The following is a 22,939-nucleotide window of genomic DNA, read 5'->3' on the forward strand; positions in this document are numbered from 1 at the left end:
ATAAAACGAAGGACTGGATTTGGAAACCGGAAAAGATATGCCAAGTGATTATCTGGAAAGTGTAAAAAAACAATTTGAGTATTACAAAATGCTTGGGGAAAAGATTTTTGCCCAACTTTCTGATGAACAACTTTTCTTGCAGCTAAATGAAGAAAGCAATAGCATCTCGACAATCGTTAAACACCTGTCAGGAAACATGCTTTCACGTTGGACGGATTTCTTGACTACAGATGGTGAAAAAGAATGGAGAAAAAGAGATGGTGAATTTGAGAATGATATTAAAACCCGAACTGAACTTGTCTCAAAATGGAATGAAGGTTGGACTTGTCTTTTTGATACAATAAAGTCATTGACAGAAAATGACCTGACCAAAAAAGTTTATATCAGAAATGAAAGACATTCAGTTGTGGACGCTATCAATAGGCAGTTGGCCCATTATCCTTATCATATAGGGCAGATAGTTTTCATCGGAAAAATCCTGCTCAATGATAAATGGGAATCACTATCCATACCAAAAGGGAAATCAAAAGAATATAATGCCAAGAAATTTTCACAATCAAACAAAAAAGAAGATTGAACATCATGCCTTATAAATGATAGTAGGTGAATTCTTGATTCATCATTTGGAGTTCTAAATTATTGATTTTAGAAAAACATCGAATTTCGACTATTAAATATCGAATTGCAAAAAAAAAACAAGTGTTAGGTATTAAGATCAAGGATTTGCCAACAACCTTCCAACCTTTCAACCTTAATAACTCATTCAACCACTATTCCAACTATACAACACAACCCGATCAAAAAGAATGACCCAAAACAATAAAGTACTGATTATAGATGAAATGCACCTCTCAATCATCCCACTATTGGAAGCAGAAGGATATGAGGTGGACTATAGGCCTGAGATCAAAAGAGAAGAGATTATTGGCAAAGTGGCTGATTATGTAGGTTTGATTATCCGTTCCAAGACACCTATGGATAGAATGCTTTTGGAAAATGCTGTGAATTTAAAATTCATAGGCAGGGCAGGGGCAGGTTTGGACCAGATTGATTTGCCCTATTTGGCAGAGAGGGGAATCAAACTGCACAACGCACCGGAAGGAAATAGAGATGCTGTAGGGGAACATGCGATTGGAAGTCTATTGGCACTTTTCAATCATGTAAATAAAGCTGACCAAGAAGTCAGAAGAGGGGTTTGGGATAGAGAAGGCAATCGTGGAGAAGAACTTTCTGGGAAAATAATCGGAGTGTTTGGTTATGGGAATATGGGGCAGTCATTTGCCCGAAAGCTGAAAGGTTTTGATGTCAAAGTCTTGGCTTTTGACAAATACAAGCATGGTTTTGGAAAAGGAGATGTAGAGGAGTCAACTTTTGAAGAAATCCAAAATGAAGCCGATGTCCTGAGTATACATGTACCGTTGACACTTGAGACAAGAGGTTTTTTTACATTGGATATCCTTAAAGGTTTTTCGAAACCCATCTATCTTATCAATACGGCAAGGGGAGAAGTGATTTCTTTTGAGACGCTCAACCAAGCATTTGATCTGGGGTTGTTGAGCGGGGCTGTGTTGGATGTTTTGGAAAATGAAAAATTCAAGACATTTACTACCCAGCAAAAGGCATTGTTCGAAAAACTTGCTGCCAGGGAAAATGTAATCTTCAGTCCCCATGTGGCTGGATGGACTTTTCAATCCTACGAAAAGATCAACCAGGTGCTTGTAGAAAAGATAAAGGAAGGAAACGGTTTCCTTGAATGAAGCAAGGCTATATGATTTCAGTTTTAGCCAATTGCTTGATGGTTAGGCCTAGGTTCATCAGGTTATTGTAAGTGCTTGAACATGAATTGAAATATGAAATATGCGAAAGTTGACCTAGAATCATATTCATTTTTCTTTTTGTCCTAAAATTGCTTTCTCTCCTCAAACTTTATATATTTGCATCATACATAGCGAAAACAGCATAGGAGAAACGGTTTCAGAAATGAGACCGTTCTTTTATTTTTCATAGCCATAGTAAAATTTAATGACATGGGAACGATACAATATTACACAGAAGAAGGTTTGAAGAAATTGAAGGATGAACTTCAGGAACTGAAAACCAAAGGCAGACAAGATATTGCCAAGCAGATCGCAGAGGCAAGGGACAAGGGGGACTTAAGTGAGAATGCAGAATATGATGCAGCCAAAGATGCCCAAGGATTGTTGGAACTTAAAATAGCCAAATTAGAGGGGGTTGTAGGGAATGCGCGTATTATGGACAGTTCAAAGATGGATGCGTCCAAAGTAGGTATTCTTAGCACCGTAAAGATCAAGAATGTCAAAAACGGCATGACAGTCACCTACACATTGGTGTCTGAAGAGGAAGCTGATCTGAAAGCTGGAAAAATCTCGTTGGCATCGCCGTTTGGTAAGGGGTTGAATGGAAAAGCAGTAGGTGATATTGCCCAGATCAATGCCCCGGCAGGTGTATTGGAATTTGAGATTTTAGATATTTCTTATTAATATTATTTTATCCCGATGGTTTTGCCTCGGGATTTTTTATTTTTGGACTATGGCTACAATTTTCACAAAAATCATCAACAAAGAAATCCCGGCAGAAATCATAGCCGAGGATGATCATTACATAGCATTCTTGGATATCATGCCTTTGGTCAAAGGGCATGTATTGGTGGTACCCAAGCAAGAAGTGGATTATATTTTTAATCTGGAAGATGATGTATTGGCAGGATTACATGTTTTTTCCAAGAAAGTAGCAAAAGCTATAGATAAAACCATCAAGTGTACAAGAGTTGGCGTTGCAGTGATTGGCTTGGAAGTTCCCCATGTCCATGTTCATTTAGTTCCACTGAGGACTATGGACGACATCAACTTCACCCGTCCAAAACTTAAATTGACTTCGGAAGAATTGAAGGAGATAGGAGATGTGATTAGAAGTGGCTTTTAAGATTCGAGAAGAGAGAGACGAGAAGCGAGAGACAGAGATACAAGACAAAAGAATCGATATAAGCTTCGCGATATAAATAGATAAAAGCCTCTTCCTGACGGAAGACAAGTTCGGCGATATATATAGGGTCGAGTTCAAATAACGATTGTGATTACAAAAAGTGTCAACTATTTTCAGGGCGTGACAGGTTATTTGTGTGGATGGAACACTGGTGACGCAGATTGGGCTGATGCCCACAGATAATAGGTTAGTAAGGTAAGTAAGATACTGGTATAAGTATAAAATCAGTGATGTCCCACCATTCTCACAATCTTCCAAAACCTTTTAACTTTTAAACTTACTAACCTTTTAACCTATACTAAACCTTCCCAACTTTCCAACAATCGATCCAATGGTTCAGGTCTTTCCATTTGTACCTAAGGCTTTTCGGTATTCAAATTGAAGACCATAACAATTTTAAATCTGCAAGGATGGAACACTGGTGACGCAGATTGTGATGTTGAGCGCAGATTTAGTGGGTGATTTTTTACCACAAGGGACACGAAGGTTTTCACAAGGTGCACAAGGATGACGCTTTGTTTTTTTGATTGGATTATCAGAGATCGTTTGTGATCATAGGTAGTTCACGCGGTGGCCGCAACGATTTTCGTTGTGAGACATGCCAAAAAAATCACCCCTCAACTCTATGAATTTTAAATTAATTCAGGAACAATGGACAACCTTCCAACCTTTCAACCTTAATAACCTTATCAATCCGCCATGGCGGACAAGTTCTTAAAATCTTCCATTCACTGCCTTATACACCAAAGATTATTTGCTGTTTGTTGCTTGCTAATTGAATAATAATATATTTGTTGGATAGTATTAAAAACAATAAACCAAAATAAGCTTATGGAAGAAGTATTAATTTACTTAGTCCCCGTATTGGGGATAGTCGGCCTGATTGTGATGGCTATAAAATCTGCATGGGTCACCAAGCAGGAGACAGGAGATGAGACAATGGTCGAATTGGCAGGTCATATTGCCAAAGGGGCCATGGCATTTCTAAAAGCAGAATGGAAAGTGCTGTTCTATTTTGTAGTAATTGCAGGGATTATTTTGGGATGGTCGGGAACCTTGGTAGCTAATTCAAGCTGGATCATCGCTGTATCTTTTGTTATTGGGGCGTTTTTATCGGCATTTGCTGGATATTTGGGGATGAACATCGCTACTAAAGCGAATGTAAGGACTACCCAAGCAGCCAAAACAAGTTTGAAGAAAGCACTGAGTGTGTCTTTCACAGGTGGATCGGTAATGGGTATCGGAGTTGCTGGATTAGCTGTGCTCGGGATGGGGTCTTTGTTTATAGTATTTTACAATATGTTTGTAGTCTCTACAGGAGGAGATGTCAATGGAGATGCCATGGCAACAGCTTTGGAAGTTTTGGCAGGCTTCTCTCTGGGTGCTGAATCCATAGCACTTTTTGCGAGAGTAGGTGGAGGCATATATACAAAAGCTGCTGATGTAGGTGCTGATTTGGTTGGAAAAGTGGAAGCAGGAATTCCTGAAGATGATGTAAGAAACCCAGCGACAATTGCTGACAATGTTGGGGACAATGTGGGTGATGTGGCAGGAATGGGGGCTGACCTGTTTGGTTCTTATGTCGCTACTATTTTGGCATCCATGGTTTTGGGGAGAGAGATAGTTTCGAATGATAATTTTGGTGGTATAGCCCCGATTTTATTGCCATTGGTGATCGCTGGTATGGGATTGATGTTTTCCATATCTGGGACGTTTTTCGTCAAGATTTCCAAAGACACCGATAGTGTACAGGCAGCATTGAACAAGGGGAATTGGATTTCTATTTTATTGACTGTAGGAGCATCTTTTTTCTTGATAGACTATATGCTACCAGATGGAGAGTTGGTTCTTTCCAGGGGAGGGTCAATCTCATTTACAAAAATGGGTGTCTTCGGTGCTGTGGTCATTGGCTTGATAGTAGGCGCGTTGATGAGTATTATTACAGAGTATTATACCTCTATGGGTAAACGACCAGTGAATTCCATTATCAAGCAGTCGTCCACGGGGCATGCTACCAATATCATTGGTGGACTTTCTGTTGGGATGGAATCGACAGTATTGCCGATTTTGGTATTGGCAGGGGGGATATACGGATCGTTTATGGCAGCAGGACTTTATGGAGTGGCAATAGCGGCAGCAGGAATGATGGCGACTACAGCCATGCAGTTGGCCATTGATGCCTTTGGTCCGATTGCAGATAATGCGGGAGGTATTGCCGAGATGTCAGGATTGCCAAAAGAGGTCCGTGAGCGGACGGATATTTTGGATGCGGTAGGGAATACGACCGCCGCAGCAGGCAAAGGTTTTGCGATTGCTTCTGCAGCTTTGACTGCATTGGCATTGTTTGCCGCCTATGTGGGTCTGGCGGGAATTAGTTCCATAGATATTTACAAGGCAGATGTGCTTTCCGGTTTGTTTGTTGGAGCGATGATTCCGTTTATTTTTTCTTCTTTGGCGATAGCTGCCGTGGGAAGGGCAGCGATGGATATGGTCAACGAAGTGAGGAGACAATTCCGTGAGATACCAGGAATCATGGAATACAAAGCCAAGCCTGAATATGAGAAGTGTGTAGAGATCTCTACCAAAGCTTCGATCAGGGAAATGGTGGCGCCTGGGGCTATTGCTATTCTGTCGCCGATCATTGTAGGATTTGCCTTTGGTCCAGAGGTGTTGGGTGGTTTGCTTGCGGGGATTACAGTGTCGGGTGTATTGATGGGGATTTTCCAAAACAATGCAGGTGGTGCATGGGACAATGCCAAGAAGTCATTTGAGAAAGGTGTTGAGATTGATGGGGTGATGCAATACAAAGGTTCTGATGCCCACAAAGCTTCAGTGACTGGAGATACTGTCGGAGATCCTTTTAAAGACACCTCAGGACCTTCCATGAATATCCTCATCAAGTTGACTTCAATAGTTGCGTTGGTGATTGCACCACATATTTCAGAAGTGCCACATGGCAGTGTAGCAGCATTGGAAAAGGAAGAATTGAAAAAGGAAATCACTTACGTGGAAAGCAAAGTAGCAGAAAAATCACCAAAGGTTGAAATGATAAAATAAGGTCGTTCTAGCTTGTTGTCAATAAGGCTGTTTTCGAAAGGAAGCAGCCTTTTCTTTTCTAAAAAAATCATTAAACTTTCTGATTTTGTGAGAAAAATATTTTAAGATCAATGGTAGAATATTTCGGTTTTCTTTCATTATTAAGTATCTTTCTTGTGTAGATGTTCGGATTTTAATCAAATAAGTAATATATGGTTGGATTTGACAATCTATGTTGCTATCGCTAACCCTATAAACAATTTTACATGATCAGAAAATGTACTAGTAGATTATTCTTCCTGTTATTGCTGTTTGGTATGAGTTCATTGCATGCCCAACAGCTGACTGTATCAGGAAAAGTGACATCACAGGAAGATGGAGGACCACTTCCCGGTGTCAGTATTTTGGTTCAAGGAACAACTATTGGAGCAGTCACGGATATTGATGGTACATATACCATACAAGTCCCTGCCGGAGTTGAAACGTTAGAGTTTTCTTATATTGGATTTGTAAGACAAAATATTGCTATCCGCAACAGGAGTACCATCAATGTTGAAATGGCACCTGATATATCACAGCTATCAGAGGTAGTGGTTACGGCATTTGGGTTGACACAGGAAAAAAAGAAACTGGCTTTTTCGCAGCAGGAAGTAGGTTCTTCTGAAATTGTGGCATCTAGGGAACAAAATGTGGTGGATGCATTGAATGCTAAAGTTGCAGGTGTTCAGGTTACTCGTCAAGGAGGCTCGGCTGGTGCAGGTTCGAGCATAGTAATTCGTGGGATTCAGTCGATTTCAGGGCAAAATCAACCTCTTTTTGTAGTAGATGGGGTTCCCGTCAATAACTCCTTTAGGGCTTCGATAGGTACTTCTGGGGGTGTGGATTATGCGAATAGGGCTATTGATATCAACCCAAATGATATCGAAAGTATCTCTGTATTGAAAGGTCCCGCCGCCACTTCCCTTTATGGTATCCAAGGAGCAACAGGTGTAGTATTGATAACTACCAAGAAGGGCTCTAGGAAAAAAGGGTTCTCAGTGGATATCACCTCCAATACTTCTACTGACCGGATAATGAACTATTTTCCAGCACAACTTCGGTACAGTCAGGGAGATAATGGTGTGTATAGTGGAGGGACTACATTCAATCACTATGGTGCACCTATATCTACTTTGAGATATGATGAAAACACCCCTTTCGCCAAGGATCCACGGGGGACAATTGTAGACATGAATCATCCGAATGCAGGAGCTAGAGTCCCTGTTTATGATAATCAGAAATTGTTTTTCCAAAATGGATTTACCAATGATACCCATGTCTCTGTATCAGCCTCCAATGACAAGTCCAATTTTTATCTTTCTGCTGGAAACATGTATCAGGAGGGTATTATCCCAAACAACACATTCAACAGGACATCCTTCAAACTTTCGGCAGATTCAAAGCTGAGTGATATTGTGAAAATAGGTGGTTCTGTAAACTATATCAACAGTACAAGTACAAAGTTTGGTAGGGGAGACAATTTCTCAGATGCTATTCAAGGCTTATACAGAACCCCTCCATCATTTGATAATTCGGCTGGCTTTGTATATCCAAGTGGAGTGCAAAGAAATTTTAGGGGAGTATTGGATGGCTCAGCTCCATTCAGTCCAGACAACCCCTTTTGGACTGTCAACAATAACCCTTACAATGATAACGTCAACAGGTTTATTTCCTATTTGCAAACAGACATAACTCCTGCTTCATGGTTGACAATCACACACAGGCTGGGATTTGATTTTGCACATGATGAAAGGACACAGATTTGGGCACCATCTTCTTCAGGTGGCGCTGCAATTTCCGCAAGCGGTGCATTGGGTGGCAGAATGTATGAAGATACCTATACGGACAGAATCCTCAACTCAGATTTGATAGTTTCTGCGACCAAAGACTTCAGTGAAAGTTTCACTTCAACATTTTTGGTGGGACACAATATGTTTTCTTCCAATACAGCAAGCCTATTCATGAACGGGACTAATTTTGCTATTCCTGGGTTGTACAATATCGCCAATACCCAAGAGAATCCTATTTTCACCAAAAATGATACTAGAAGAATGACCCAAGCTGTATTTGGAAGGGCAAATTTCGGATATCTCAATTCCATTTTCTTGGAATTGTCGGTGAGAAACGAATGGGCTTCAACACTTCCTGCCAACAATAGGTCATTTACTTATGGGAGTGCAGGCTTGAGCGTAGTCTTGACGGATTTGCTGAAAATAGAAAGCAGTACTTTTAGCTATGCCAAAATAAGAGGTTCGTATGCCGGTGCGGGAAATATTCCTCCAGCATATACTACTGAGACGTTTTATAATATCGCTACTACAGGTACCAGATATGCAGGTGGTATAAGATTCCCATTAGACGGTATTGGTGGGGTGTTGTTAAGTCCATCTGCTGGAAATTCAAATTTAAGGGCAGAATTTACCAACACTTTCGAAATAGGTACAGATATCCGGTTGTTTGAAAATAGGGTGGGTTTGGATGTGACTTATTACAATGCAATAAGCCGTGACCAGATAGTTTCTGTGCCAGTGCCGGCCTCTACCGGGTATACTACCCAACTGATCAATGCAGGTGAAATCCAAAATAGAGGAATTGAGGCAGTATTGACAAGTACAGTTCTGGACAGGGGTGATTTTTCTTGGGACATGATTGTCAATTTTACAAGAAACAGAAATTTCGTAAATGCCTTGCCAAATGATGAGCCAATTGTAGATAATTTATTCGGTGCAAGGATACAAAGGAGATTGGTTCCCGGAGAGCAGTTTGGGCTGTTTTATGGCAATGGTTATCTGAGAAATGACAATGGTGATATTTTGATAAATCCCCAAGGATTCCCAATTATGGATTCCCAGCAAAAAATGTTGGGAAATCCAAATCCAGATTACCTGATTGGTTGGAGGAACAATTTCAACTACAAAAACTTCAGTCTTTCCATGTTATGGGATGTGCGGAAAGGAGGGGATGTTGTGAATGTAACCGCATATTGGATGGGGAATGGTTCTGGTGTAGCAGAACATACATTGGATAGAAACAAAGTAGTAATCTTCAACGGAATAATTCAAAATCCCGGAGCAGACAATGACGGGCAGCCCAACAATATTCCGGTTACATTGAATCAAGCTGCATTCCAAGGAACAGGGGCAGCAACATCATTTGGTAGGGAATTGGCCGAGAGATGGGTACAAGATGGTTCCTGGATAAGACTACGGGACATTACATTGTCTTACAGCTTGTCACCTGATGCAGCAAGAAAATTAGGCATGAGTAGGGCCTCGCTTGGTGTTTATGGTAGGAATCTACTGTTATTTTCAAATTACGGAGGCATCGATCCGGAAACAAACCTGGCTGGACCGAATAGCGTAGTTGGCCTGGATGCGTTCACTACTCCGAACATGAGGAGTTATGGTGTTACCTTAAATATGTCCTTCTAACCTTTAACATGAAAGCAATGAAAAATAAAATATTCCCATTCATACTTTTGCTCTTTGTGTTGCTCTCCTGCGAAAGTTTTGACGAAATCAATACCAATCCAAATCAAGCAACAGATGCATCCATCCAGGTAATTTTTCCTGCGGTGACAGCTTCTTTTGCTTATGGGTTGAATGGAGAGTCTGCACAATTTACAAGCATATTGATGCAATACCTCACAGGGGTATTAGGTGATCAGCAACAGGTTAATAATTATGCGTTTATAGCTGATATGAGTGACGCAACTTGGAATAGATTCTATACAAACTGTCTTCTCAACATCAATAATATCAAATTGAAGTCGACAGAAATAGGTGCTACCGATTATTTAGGTGCGGCAAAAATCATGGAGGCGATCATTGTTGGTTACTCAATAGATCTTTGGAATGATATTCCCTATTCTGAGGCCTTACAACTGGATGAAATCCGCCAGCCAAGCTTTGATGATGCAGCAACACTATACCAAAGAGTCCAGCAGCTTCTTGACGAGGGGATCGCTGACCTCAATGCGGAAAGCTCAACGAGTCCAAGTACCAATGATTTGATTTATAACGCGGCCAACGAAACCCAGTGGAGAGCAAATTCCAAACCTAAATGGATTATGCTTGCCCGGGCTATGAAGGCAAGGTATCACAACCATTTGAGTAAAGTAGACCCCCAAGGTTCAGCTACTGCCACACTTGCTGCCATAGACGCTGGTACCTTCGCTTCCAATGCAGACCAACCAAATGTATTGTTTGGTTCTGAGTTTGCAGGTCCCTGGTTTCCTTTCTTCCAAACTACATTTGGAGAAAATAATGTGGCCATAAGCCAAAGGATTATTGATTTGCTGAGAGATAGAGTAGCACCGGGGGTGGATGATCCCAGGCTGCCTTTCTATGTGTCGGCGACTACTGGTGGACTCTATCTAGGTACACCAAATGGATCTGCGTCTAAGCCACAGGGCTCTGTGATACCCGGGCCTTACCTTAATAGAAGGGAGGCTCCAACCCCAATTTTGAACTATTCAGAACTGAAATTTATCGAAGCTGAGGCAGCATTGAGAGCAGGTCAGGCTGGTAGGGCAGCTACAGCCTACAACGCAGCCGTTTCAGCCTCTTTGCAAAGAGTTACTGGGACTGCCAACCCACTTTATATACTATTGTATGGTAGTGAAACAGGCATCACTTTGACATTCGAAAAAATCATGACCGAAAAACACATAGATATGTTTCTTCAGGCAGAAGCCTGGACAGATTGGAGAAGGTCTACACCTGAGGGAGCAGCAAATACAGTTTCGGGAATTCCGATGCTTGAACCGTCTCCTTCCAATTCTACACAGGGGGCGTTTCCAAGAAGGTTTATTTATCCGAATAGGGAAGTAGTGAACAACTCTTCAAATGTACCGAATGTGACCAATCAAGACAGAGTCTTTTGGGATAGGTAATTGCAAACATCTAAATGAATTACAAAATGAAAAAGATACTAAACATAATAGCCATATTTCTTATGATTGGATTCACTAGCTCGTGCATCTTGGAAGATGTCGAGCCAGAATATGATGTGGTAGGTGCAGTAGGGACTATTTCGGCATTGTCTGTATCCAATACGAGCCCATCGGAAGGTCAGACAGTGACATTCTCAGTGACGATCTATTCGGAACATGAAAATGCAACAGAACTTCGAATGAATAGGATCTCAGGTGGTAACCCTACCAATATTACAACGAGGACTTTTTCCAGCTGGAACAAAGAAGATTCTTATGTGGAGACATTTCAGTATGAAATACCCACAGGTACTTCAGGAACGGCAATCACCATTCAATTCGAATTGGTAACTGAAAGTGGCTTTTCTGCCACAAGGAATATTGTAGTAAATGTACAAAGCTAAGTTAGGAGCTTGTTTCTGATATAAAAAAGACCGCCCAGCTGGGCGGTCTTTTTTATACTTTGATTTTTCGGGAATAAAGCATTTTACTGATGAAATTTCACTGTAATGTTATTTGTTGATTCTCAGATATATCAAAAATTCATCTTTTTCCCAATCCAATACTTTCATATCTTTCGGCATGAAACATTTCGACGTGGTAGTGGTAGGTTCTGGCCCTGCGGGTGGCATGGCAGCCTACGAAGCTTCAAAGGCTGGGTTAAAAGTAGCGATTCTTGAAAAAGAAACCTTGCCTCGGTACAAGACATGTGGAGGTGGATTGGTCTTCAGGGGTAGGGAAATGTTGCCTTTTGACCTGTCTACTGTTATAGAAAAGGAATATGATGATTTATTCATTTATTTTGACCACTTGGATGAGCCACTTTTTGCCAAGAGAAACTATCCGATAGTCACGATGGTGATGCGAGATAAATTTGACAAGCTTATAATAGATGAAGCAAAAAATAAAGGTGCGGTCTTGCTGGAAAACCACCAACTCAAAAAAATAGATTTTTCCGAAAACATCCTGCTTTCCACTTCACAGGGAGAGATTTCAGCTACCTATGTCATCGCAGCAGATGGGGTTTTGGGACCCACAGCCAAATTGGCGGGATGGTCTGAGACAAGACAGTTGATTCCTGCCTTGGAATACGAATTGGAAGTAGATGAGGACACCTATGCGCGCTTATCCAAAGAGGCAAGGTTTGACATTGACATTATCCCAAAAGGTTACGGCTGGTGTTTCCCTAAGAAAAACCATCTTTCAATAGGGGTGGGGACTTTCAAAAAACGAAAGATCAACCTGAGGGAACATTATCAAAATTACCTGGAAGTATTGGGCATAAATGAAATAGTGTCTGAGCAAGCCCATGGATTTCAAGTGCCTATTTCCCCTAGAACCGATGGATTTGTGAAAAACAATGTTTTTCTAACAGGCGACGCTGCAGGATTTGCAGATCCCTTGACAGCAGAGGGGATTACAAATTCTCTTTATTCTGGGGCACTTGCAGGCAAAGCCATTGCAGATAATTTTGCCAATGAAGAGAAAGCTGCAAAACAATATTTGGAAAGTCTGAATGAAAGGCTCTTGCCAGAACTGAAATTTGCTGGATATTTGGCACATTTATTTTACAATCAAAAAACAATCAGAAACTATATAATGAAATCCAATGGCCAAAGGTATTGTGATAAAATCACCGATATCTATACCGGACATTTGGAGCTGAACAGGGATATCAAAGATCGGATTATCAAAAATCTGGGCTTGGGTTTCTTGGTAAAGAATTAAGGTTTTGAGATTTTTATTTTGCAAGATTTTGTTTCTGGCAGATCATTTAGATTCATAGCTTATCGTTTAGGCAGATGTGAATTCACCCACCATAATTTTTCTGTGTGAGACATGATATTGATTTATATAAAGAATTGATTGTAATTCTTATTTTATATGGGTTTCGGTTTGCAATTAAATCCAGAAATTATATATATTGCCAATAGACACCCAAAATCCCCACCTATTTGTTTTTGAATGAATGGGTTAATTACTCTTTAGAAAAGCATGGGGTGATATTCATAATATATTTTAAAAGAGGTTACTGATTGTGTCCTCCTTTTTTGGGAATAACTGTTTAATTGATAAATTACGTTATTGATTAAACAATTATCCAATATCTACTTATTTTAAAATTGACAATTTATAATTTACAGAACATAGGAAATTCATATTGGACATGAAAAGAAGTTTTTTGGTAGTGGATGATCATGCAATTGTACGGTATGGAGTGGCGTTGTTATTGAAAAAGTGGTATTTGAACCCTGTTATATACCAGGTAGGCAATTTGAAAGACGCATTGGGAATATTGGGGGGAAAGCAAGTGGATCTGGTCTTTTTGGATATCAATATCCCCGATGGCAGAGGGACTGATATGGTGCATGATATTAAGAAAGTTAATGATCTGACGAAAATCCTTGTGTTTTCAGCATTGGATGAAGAGCATTTCGCTTCCAGATATTTATTGGCAGGAGTGGATGGGTATGTCCATAAATTTTCCGAAGAAAAAGTGATACAGATTGCCATAGACATCATATTGCGTTCTGGAAAATACGTAAGTGCGAAGGCCAAAGAGGCATTGCTCGGGGCTGTACTCAACCAAGAGATTGCGAATCCACTTGACAGGCTTTCGGCTAGGGAATTGGAAATTGCGAGCCTTTTGGTAAAAGGATTTGGTAATTTGGAGATCAGCAACAGGTTCAATATTCATGCGTCAACAGTAAGTACTTATAAGTCAAGGATATATGAAAAGCTGAATGTAGATAATATTATCTCATTGGCCGAGTTGTTTGCCGTCAACAGGAATGTGGGATGAAGAAAGAAGAGGAGAATTGCCAAAGAAGCGAGAGACAAGAAGCAAGACACAAGAGGCGAGAAGCGAGATTCAAGACGTGAGACTCAAGACAAAGAAAGGTCTCGCAGAGATCTCAAAGATGCGCTGAGGATAGTAGATGCGGGATTACAATCAAGTATCTGGCGAATTCTTGATTCATTATTCGAGTTCAAAATTCATAATTTAAAAAATGTCGAATTGTGAAGTCCTATAGGAAAAACAAGTCTCAAAAAACAATGAAAAAAGTATCAACCAATTTCAGGACGTGACATTTCTGAAGCCTGATTGAAACGACGCTTTTCTTACTTCGATATTAAATTCAGGGTAGGGGGAAGCGCAAGGTGATTTTCGTGCCTCTCTGCGGTGTGCTTTTGATTTCCATGGTGCCGTTCATGATCAATACCAGATCGATTACCATAGGCAGGCCCAAACCGATGCCTTGCTGTTCTGAAACAATCTCTTCGCCTCGAAACAAGCGTAAGTAATAGCCTACCTCTTGGGAAGGCATCCCCCGTCCTGTATCAGTTACTTCCAAAGTCAAGTATTTGTTGGAGATATAGCAGTAAATATTCACTTTTCCATTTATGGTGTTTTTGAGGGCATTATCCAATAGGTTGTGAATGATGATGGAAAGGAAGTTGCTGTTTACCCCTGTCCTCAAGTCGTTTTTTACGCTCAAAATAACCTTGGTCTTCTGAAGTTTGGCAGCCACCTTAAAAATCCTGATCTTGGCTTGTATCAAATCAGTGATGAGATAGTGGGGATTTTCGTTGTCTTCGGGATTTTTTTTGTGCTTGATGTGGCGAATATTTTGTTCTACAAAGTCAAACAAACTTATTATGGTCTGTTGGATGATCTGTACAGCTTCATTCAGGGCAGGATCTTTCTTGTCCAAGTCTTCTTCGACGTTCTGGATATATATGGAAAGATATCGGAGTGGGGTTCGGATGTCATGGCTGATGAGTTGGGTGAGTTTTTTTTGGGTGGTCAGCTGTTTTTTTTGCTGGTCTACACTTTTCCGGAGGGATAGGTTGATGAATTTCAGTTGACGGGTTTTTTCCGCAACTTTTTTTTCCAGAAGACTATTTGCATGGTAAAGATAGCGTGCCCTTATCCTAAACAGTATATATACTGCAAATACTCCAGCGACCAATGATAAAACCTTAAACCAGATAGTCTGCCAGAATGCGGGTCGGATAATGATGACTAGATGCAAAGAGTCATCTAATTCTTCGGATATGGCGGTTTTCCGGATCGAAAGCAAATATTTACCGGGAGGTATGGTGGAGAAAATGATTTCTTCGTGCCGCTCTAAGGGAACCCAATATTTATTTGACCCAGGGGTCAAAGTATATTCCAGAATGAGATTTTTGGAATTGCCAAAAAAAGGGACACTGACATCTATGGAAAGTCTACTGAATGTTTTGTCTAATATCAAGGTGTCTTCGATAGGAAGTTGGCGATTGTCTACCTGTATCTTATCAAAGTATATTTTTTCTTTTGGGAATCTAGGTTGTAGCTTTTTCGGGGAAAATATAACCATGCCGTCCATGGAAGGAAAGGATAGGATATCCTGGTCTTTAAGGAAAATCCCGCAGGGTACGCAGCCACCATTAAACTCGGTGTTCCGTAGTCCATAGGTTTTGTTGAAGTGGTGGTAGTAAACATGTTCGATTTCCCCTTTGATGTATTTTTCCAAATGACTCCGTTTGACATGGAAGAGACCCTTGTTTGAACTGATCCAAAAATACCCATCAGAATCTTCCAATATGCAATGTGAAGTACGTAGGTAGCCCATGGGATCGGTAGGCAATGAAGTGAATTTCCCAGCATGGTAGTGAAACATACCGTTGGAATAGGTGTTGATCCAAATCTCCCCATTCCTGTCTTCATAGATGCTTCTGACCAATATATCATCCATGCCTTCCAGCTTTTCAAGGATGCCGGATACTGGATCCAAAATGTAAAGACCATTGTTGCTCCCTAAGAGGAATGCACTTTTTGTTTCCAGAAAACAGGTGATTTCGAATGCTCCCTTCGATACAAGTTCTGGGGCACCCCCAACCATTTTATAGAGAGAACCCTTTTTTCCAAAAGCAGTGGATATCCATAAAGTTCCACTTTTATCCCTGTACAAATGGGAGACCCTTTGTTCAAAGGTCCATTTATTGATAACAGACACATTGGGGTTACCAGATTCAAGGGATAGGTAATACAGTTGATGGTTATTTTTTGTCCAGATTTTCCTATTGTTTTCCACAATCAGGTTGTACTTGTCGCTAAAGGGTAATAGGTCGTAAGTGTGGGTGATATTTCCTTGTAAATCAAGAACCTCTCCTTGGGAAGTAAGGATTTTGTTGTCTTCCAAAAGAGCTTGGGCATAGAACACCTTATTGTCAGAAGGAGATTGGTGATTGTGGATCTGTATTGGAGAAATCACTCCCAGGCCCCGGGAAACACTTCCGAGATAGATATTTTGGGTTGGAGGATCAAAATAGATTGTATTGATGAATGACTTCTCAAAAGAATAACCATCCAGAACAAGTTGTTTTTGGATTTGACCGTTCTTATAGGAAAGCAGGTAAAGTTGCTGGTTAAGGTAATAGAAAGCCTGGTTCATAGGCCAGTTTACAATGAACGAACCCTCATTGGAAAAATGACTATCGGCTTTTTCCAATGTCTTATTTTGCTCTGGTACAAGCCAAACATCCCCTTTTTTGTCTGTCAGGAAAACCTGACCATCTATCTTGAAAAAGTGCAAGAAATTTTCACGGTCAAAACTGATCTCAGCAGTCATTTCATGATTGGCATTATAATACCTGATAAGGTTATCATAAAGGATGAGATAATTACCGTTATCGGTTTCAAAAAAATAATTGTTATCCCTTACTTCAGTAGAAAGAAAAGCTGTACGCCCCAACGTGTGGGCGTATAAGAAAGGATCGTTAAGGTGTGGGATATCTTGAATGAAATTCTGGATTCGGGTAACTTTCCTATTGGATATGACGAATATTTCTTTTTCATTGAAACATCCAAATATACTGTCCTGGCTTATCTTGCTGAAATAATAAAGCCTCGTACGGTTATATTCTGGTTTACCGGTGTCACTATCATCCAAGACTTTGAAATCCAGACCATCATAACGCACTATCCCTCCCTCCGTAAATAACCATAAGTACCCATAGGCATCTTTGATGATACCTTTTATACTCTGTTGGGGTAAATGGTCATCATCTGTTCCGTACCATACCTCGGTATATTGGGACTGGGCAAAGGAAACGGAGGGAATGTGAATACACAGTACCATAGATACAAACAACATACTTTTGACCAAGACCGTAACTGGTTTTGAGGTTAGAGACCTATAACTGGGAGACATGTGATTCGCGTAATAATTTCTTGTGGTGTTGATTAATATCGTAATGGAAGCCAGAAGATGTTTTTTATATATCGTGTGCTGATCAGAATTTTTATATCCAACCTGGCCAAATATAAATGCTGTTTTCTGGTAGTCCACACGATTGTAGGCAAACGGGATATTGGATTGTAAATAACAACCTTAGGCAGGAAATTCAGAATGTACATTGGTGTGGGTGATTCCAATAAAACAAATGTACAGGCTTAAAGAAAAATACATATAAACATTTTGTAGTAATAATTCTACAAGACAATCAACAATGTCTACAGTAAAGTTTGAATGTCGCGTGTATATTGCTGATAATTAGATGGTTATATATTTACGACAACAATATTTTTAAATAACAAAAACTGCTGAATATATGTTGAAAAAATACTTTCAAGCTTCTTTCGGGCATAAAAGATCTCCCTTTTTCGGTTACTTAAAGCTACCTGAAAAAATAAACGGGAGAGTAATGTTTTTATTTTATTCTCCTCCTCCATTCTTTGGGCAAGCGACCGATTTGTATGCAGTGACGATTAGTCCAAATATCAAATCCTCTCCCTTTTCCGATTTCGAAAACCAACTCAATATACAGGTGATCAATGACCGGGAATGGGATGTTTTGGGAGGTCATATGTTTGAAGATGACAATTATAAAAGCGGCTGCAACAACAATGTGCTTTCTGCCGGGACATACTTCCAGATGCCGGCAGTACATGGGCAGAAGGATCCGGGAGATATATCGAAGGGATGGACACAGGTAATCAAAGAAGACTAAACCATGAGAAAACTACTGATCATCACTATTTCACTGCTGGTTTTTGATTCCGGTATTACTGGGAAGAAGCTGTATGCCCAGCAGCTTCCCCAGTTCAGCCAATACATGTTCAATGGGATGCACATTAATCCTGGTTATGCAGGCTACAAGCAGGAGGGGTATGTACAGGCAACTTACCGTTCCCAATGGACTGGTTTCCCAGGGGCACCAAAGACACTCTCGGTATCGGCTGATTTCAGTGCCAATGAAGGTACGATGGGATTTGGTGTCATGCTCCTGAATGATGAATTGGGTCCAGCAAGGACTACAGGTGGCTTGTTGACCTATGCCTACAGAATACAGACAGGACACAATTCATTTCTGGGTTTGGGTGTAAGCGCAGGTGCGACGGAGTATGCAATCGACCGATCCAAGCTGGATCCGAATGACTGGGAAGACGAAGTGCTTATGGGTGGGATTGCAAACCTGTTTACACCAAACCTGAATATGGGGATGTTTTTCAACACGGCAAATTTCTATGCGGGTCTGAGCGCATACAACATGGTCGGAAAGCGTCAATTGGAACGGGAAGACATCGCTTTGGCTTACCATGATTTCCATTATTATCTGACTGTTGGGGGGATGGTTCCTCTGTCCAATGCTGTTAAAGTACGTCCTTCCATACTGGTGAAGGAAGTCAAGGGGGCACCTACAAACATCGACATGAATGCCATGTTTTTGTTTTATGAAAGATTTTGGGTCGGTGGTTCCTATCGATCCAATGTGAAATGGTGGAAAGACAATGTCGATCCGCGACTGACCAACCGGAATGCCGTTGCGCTGATCTTTGAGGTTTTCGCAACGGACAACTTACGGTTTGGGTATGCCTATGACCAAAACCTGAATACTTTGTCGGATATGAGACATAATTCGCACGAAGTGTCACTGGGTTATTATTTGTCACCAAGAAATGCAAGAATGAGAAACCAAAGATGGTTCTGATATGAGAAAGAATTTTACAATACTACTGATATTTCTGTTTTCGACTGGTTTTTTCCAGGAGGGCTATGCCCAGAAATCAATGCTCAGGTACGCTGACCAGCAGTGGGACTTGGGTAATTACCACCATTCAGCAGATGTCTACACCAAGGCATTTGGCAGAAAGGAGACCTACCGGGCTGCAAAGGGGGCAGCATTAAGTTTTGATAAGCTCAAAGATTATGGGCAATCCTACAATTGGTGGCAAAACGTCGTAAAACAAGGGGATGATATTACTGACGAGGATGTTGGAAATTACTTGATGGCAGCGTATTCCATTGAAAAGCAAGATGAGGCTTTGGCTTTTTTGGATAAAAATGGACGTGCCATAGATGGGCTGGATACTGATCGTATTGCTATGATTCTGGCATCCTTCGAGAATAACAGCAATATTGAGCTGGAGTATTTTAAGGAAATAAATTCTCCTACTGCTGCTGATTTTACCGGTGCCAAGGATAGGGATGGTAATCTATATTTTGTGTCTGATAGGGAAAAGGTTGTAGATAGCAAACCCATGCCCTTGATAAGGTTTGATGCCAAAAACAAAATATATGACAAGAATATCTACAATTGGACTGGAAGGGAATACCTGAGGATTTATAGATATGGTAAGGATGGAAGTATTCAGGAGCTGGGATTTGACAGAAATGATCTCCTGCATCTCAGTGATCCCGCCATAGCAGTGATCGGTGAAGAGGAATATCTGTTTTTCTCGGCGACTAAGGATATTCCCAAAGTTAAAAAGAAAAAAGACCACACAGTCCATCCTGAGCTTTTTTATGGAAAGCTGGTTGATGGGAATGTAACAGATATTATGGAGTTTCCATATAACAATTCCTTGGAATATAGTGTGATAACCCCATTTTTTGATCCTCAAACCGATAGGCTGTATTTTGCCTCGGATATGGAAGGGGGGCAAGGTGGATTTGATTTGTATTTTGTGGAACTGATAGGGGAACTTGGATTTTCTTCCCCGGTCAATCTAGGTGAAGTTGTCAATTCCAATGGAAATGAAAGAGATCCTTACGTTTATGAAGATAAGCTGTACTTTTCCTCTGATGGCCATATTGGGTTGGGGGGCTTCGATATTTTTCAGGCAGATATTATAGGAGGTGATGGATTCTCCAATCTGTCAAATATGGAAGCACCTATAAATTCTTTGAAAGATGATTTCGGATACAGAAAATTTGATCAAAGGGAGATTTACTTGAGCTCCAATAGATTGGGGGACGAAGGTTTGGATGATATATACAAACATGGCAAGTTGCTCAGGAGGTTTATGGTAAGTGTGATAGATTGTGAAGGGGAGCTTGTCAAAGATTCAGACTTGAATGTCCTTTTTGGAGAAGGGGAGACTTTGGAAATGAATGTCAATGGGGAAGGGGTATACCTGGCTGAACTTGAGTCTGATACCGATTATTTTTTGACATTGTCCAAAAAGGGTCATTTTTCGATCAAAGACAACAATATCACTACAAAAAACAATGATGATGAGTTGATAGAGAGGAATTATAGACTGATAAGGAATCCTTTTGATAAGAAGGTGTATTCTGATATTATTTACTATAATTTGGACAAAAGTGATGTTAGGAATGATGCCGCCAAAAGACTTGAAATACTTGCCTCCATCATGGGGAAGTATGATTTTTTGAAATTGAAAGTTTCATCCCATACAGATTCGAGGGCCTCTGATACATACAATCTGGCACTAAGTGAGAGAAGGGCTGAATCTGTTTTGGAGGACCTTTATGAGAAAGGTGTCGACAAAGATAGGGTTTCCTTGGAATGGCATGGAGAGGATAGGCTGGTAAATGATTGTCCAGATGGGGTGGATTGTCCTGAAGATTTGCATCAGCTAAACAGAAGAAGTGAATTGGTACTTTCGGTATCATTCGAAGAAGGCACTTTGTTGCCGGAGGATTTTTTGGATATGGATTGGTGCAATGAAACAAGCTTGATCGGCAAACTGCAGAAGGAGATCGAAATCCCCATTGTCTATTTCGATTTTGACAAATTTGATATACGCCTAGAACACAAAATGGAATTGGAAAGGCTGATACTTTTATTGTCTAGCAACGAAAACATCAGCCTGAAACTGGAAGGCCATACCGATATAAGAGGTAGTGAAGTGTACAACCAGGGACTGTCGGAGCGTCGTGCGGAAGTAGTGATGCAATATTTGATAGACAGGGGCATCAGTAAAGATAGGTTGGACTACGAATGGTTTGGAAAGACAAAGCCTGTATATGATTGTGTAGGAGAGCCATGTACCCCTGCTATGCACCAATTGAATAGAAGAACTGAAATCAAAGTGAAATGATGAGAAATAGAAAGATTTATTCCTATGTTCTGATGCTTTCCCTGATCGGAACCGTGCAAATGCTGGGATTTTATGTCCAGGCTCAGACTGTCAATACGGGGCAGTTGACAATAAGCCCTGAAACGGTAGTTTCCACGCTGTTTGATTTGGACAACAAGCAGGGAGGGAGGTTGGTAAATGATGGAGAACTGTACATCTATGCCCATTTCAACAATGATGGTGAGGTTAGCTTTACACAAGGAAACGAGGGATTGACCCGTTTTGAAGGCAGTACAGGAGTGCAGGAGATTATGGGAAGCCAATTGAGCCGGCTGTATCACGTCCTGTTTAGAAATGGACAGGATCCACAGGCATTTCATCTGTTTGGAAACCTCAGTATATCTGGGGAGTCTAGGTTCATGGAAGGAATCGTCTTGTCAGATGGACTGGGTGGGGTGACTATTTTTGAAGAAGGTGCAAGCCATATAGGTACTTCGGATATCAGCCATGTGGACGGGTATGTCCGGAAGAATGGGCAGGGGGATTTTGCCTATCCAATTGGTGATGGCGGTTATTTTCGTTTTGCAGCTATTTCTTCTCCAAATGAAGAAGCAAGCTCATTTCAGGCCAAGTATTTTTTGGATGATCCTCAGGCACTTTATCCCAGGGAACAAAAAGAAGATCATATCCAATTGATCAATGACGCTGAATATTGGGAGTTGGGCAAGTTGTCCGGAGATCCCGATGTGAAGCTTACCTTGTCTTGGAGAGATGTTACTACTCCGGCCTTCATTTTAGGAGATGGGAATGTACAGGTACATATTGTCAGATGGGATGATGCTGTGGAGCAGTGGGAAGACTTAGGCGGAGAAATCGATGCCAATGCACAGACAGTAACCACTCCCGTGGAACTTGATGACTATGGGGTGTTCACCATGGCCACTGTTTTAAGCAGTGTCACCAATATGGGAATTACCAAAACTTCCTTTGACAAAAGCATCTGGGAGGGGGACGATTTTGAATATGAAATACTGGTGCAGAACAACAGTGATACGGAAGCAACCAATGTAGTGGTGGTGGATAACCTACCTCCAGGCCTCTCTTTTGTGAAAATGGAAACTTCGTCAGCATTTGGCTTGATGGAACCGGAGTTCAATATCAGCGGACAGACCCTGATATGGAATATCCCTCATTTTATGCCTGGGGATGAGTTGGTGATCCAGTTGACAGTGAAAGCCGGAAATGCCGGAAACATCGTCAACCTTGCCGAAGTCAGCTCTACAGAAGAAGATGGGGATATGACTGATAATGCAGATACAGACAGCAATGTGGTCAAGTCCTTTTTTATACCCAATGTGATCACGCCCAATGGCGATAGGGATAATGACTCTTTCGAAATAAAGGGGCTGAAAAGATTTGCCAAAAACAAGATTGTCATTTTTAACAGATGGGGTGATCATGTCTTTGTTAGGGAAGACTATCAAAATGACTGGCAAGCCGAAGGGCAGGTTTCAGGTACCTACTTCTATGTGTTGGAAGTGGAGGAAGCAAATGGGGAGACCAAAGAATTTAAAGGCTGGATTCAGGTATTAAAATAATGGTCAAACCGACAA

General features: G+C 40.9%; 15 protein-coding genes. 14 read left to right on the forward strand and 1 reads right to left on the reverse strand.

What is annotated here, in order from left to right:
* Positions 1-37: 37 nt before the first annotated feature.
* The 10 genes from ACFSKL_RS10870 (at position 38) to ACFSKL_RS10915 (ending at position 13,814) form a co-directional block, all read left to right on the forward strand.
* Positions 38-577, forward strand: coding sequence for a DUF1572 domain-containing protein (locus ACFSKL_RS10870; protein WP_376886433.1), 540 nt, complete (start codon positions 38-40; stop codon positions 575-577).
* A gap of 229 nt (positions 578-806) precedes the next feature.
* Complete coding sequence (locus ACFSKL_RS10875) at positions 807-1,757, forward strand: NAD(P)-dependent oxidoreductase (protein WP_376886166.1); 951 nt, start codon at positions 807-809, stop codon at positions 1,755-1,757.
* Positions 1,758-2,027: 270 nt separating this feature from the next.
* Positions 2,028-2,501: a transcription elongation factor GreA gene (gene greA, locus ACFSKL_RS10880; RefSeq protein WP_376886167.1), complete on the forward strand. Its 474-nt coding sequence runs from the start codon at positions 2,028-2,030 to the stop codon at positions 2,499-2,501.
* A 49-nt stretch (positions 2,502-2,550) separates the two neighbouring features.
* A complete protein-coding gene (locus ACFSKL_RS10885) occupies positions 2,551-2,943 on the forward strand; it encodes an HIT family protein (RefSeq protein ID WP_376886169.1) in 393 nt (130 codons plus the stop codon).
* A gap of 891 nt (positions 2,944-3,834) precedes the next feature.
* A complete protein-coding gene (locus tag ACFSKL_RS10890) occupies positions 3,835-6,060 on the forward strand; it encodes a sodium-translocating pyrophosphatase (protein ID WP_376886171.1) in 2,226 nt (741 codons plus the stop codon).
* 245 nt (positions 6,061-6,305) lie between these two features.
* Positions 6,306-9,509, forward strand: coding sequence for a SusC/RagA family TonB-linked outer membrane protein (locus ACFSKL_RS10895; RefSeq protein WP_376886173.1), 3,204 nt, complete (start codon positions 6,306-6,308; stop codon positions 9,507-9,509).
* Between the two features lie 17 nt (positions 9,510-9,526).
* Entirely contained in the window at positions 9,527-10,972 is a 1,446-nt protein-coding gene (locus ACFSKL_RS10900; protein ID WP_376886175.1) for a SusD/RagB family nutrient-binding outer membrane lipoprotein, read from the forward strand.
* 26 nt (positions 10,973-10,998) lie between these two features.
* Entirely contained in the window at positions 10,999-11,415 is a 417-nt protein-coding gene (locus tag ACFSKL_RS10905; RefSeq protein ID WP_376886178.1) for a hypothetical protein, read from the forward strand.
* Positions 11,416-11,593: 178 nt separating this feature from the next.
* A complete protein-coding gene (locus tag ACFSKL_RS10910; RefSeq protein WP_376886180.1) occupies positions 11,594-12,739 on the forward strand; it encodes a geranylgeranyl reductase family protein in 1,146 nt (381 codons plus the stop codon).
* Positions 12,740-13,178: 439 nt separating this feature from the next.
* On the forward strand, positions 13,179-13,814 hold the full coding sequence (locus tag ACFSKL_RS10915) for a response regulator (RefSeq protein ID WP_376886182.1): 636 nt from the start codon (positions 13,179-13,181) through the stop codon (positions 13,812-13,814).
* A 337-nt stretch (positions 13,815-14,151) separates the two neighbouring features.
* Here the strand turns inward: ACFSKL_RS10915 and ACFSKL_RS10920 are convergent, their stop codons facing one another.
* Positions 14,152-17,211, reverse strand: a complete 3,060-nt coding sequence (locus ACFSKL_RS10920) for a sensor histidine kinase (protein WP_376886183.1) — start codon at positions 17,209-17,211, stop codon at positions 14,152-14,154.
* Positions 17,212-17,704: 493 nt separating this feature from the next.
* On the opposite strand from ACFSKL_RS10920, the gene ACFSKL_RS10925 reads away from it, so the two are divergent.
* From ACFSKL_RS10925 to ACFSKL_RS10940, 4 genes are read left to right on the forward strand one after another with little or no spacing between them, the layout of a single operon-like run.
* Positions 17,705-18,010: a hypothetical protein gene (locus ACFSKL_RS10925; protein ID WP_376886185.1), complete on the forward strand. Its 306-nt coding sequence runs from the start codon at positions 17,705-17,707 to the stop codon at positions 18,008-18,010.
* A 3-nt stretch (positions 18,011-18,013) separates the two neighbouring features.
* Positions 18,014-18,991, forward strand: a complete 978-nt coding sequence (locus ACFSKL_RS10930; protein WP_376886186.1) for a PorP/SprF family type IX secretion system membrane protein — start codon at positions 18,014-18,016, stop codon at positions 18,989-18,991.
* Between the two features lies 1 nt (position 18,992).
* Entirely contained in the window at positions 18,993-21,347 is a 2,355-nt protein-coding gene (locus ACFSKL_RS10935; RefSeq protein WP_376886188.1) for an OmpA family protein, read from the forward strand.
* Positions 21,344-22,924, forward strand: coding sequence for a T9SS type B sorting domain-containing protein (locus ACFSKL_RS10940; protein ID WP_376886189.1), 1,581 nt, complete (start codon positions 21,344-21,346; stop codon positions 22,922-22,924). Before ACFSKL_RS10935 ends, ACFSKL_RS10940 begins: the two co-directional genes overlap by 4 nt.
* Positions 22,925-22,939: the final 15 nt, after the last annotated feature.

Origin of the sequence: Belliella marina (assembly GCF_042682445.1) — a bacterium.
In the GTDB taxonomy this organism is placed as follows: domain Bacteria; phylum Bacteroidota; class Bacteroidia; order Cytophagales; family Cyclobacteriaceae; genus Belliella; species Belliella marina.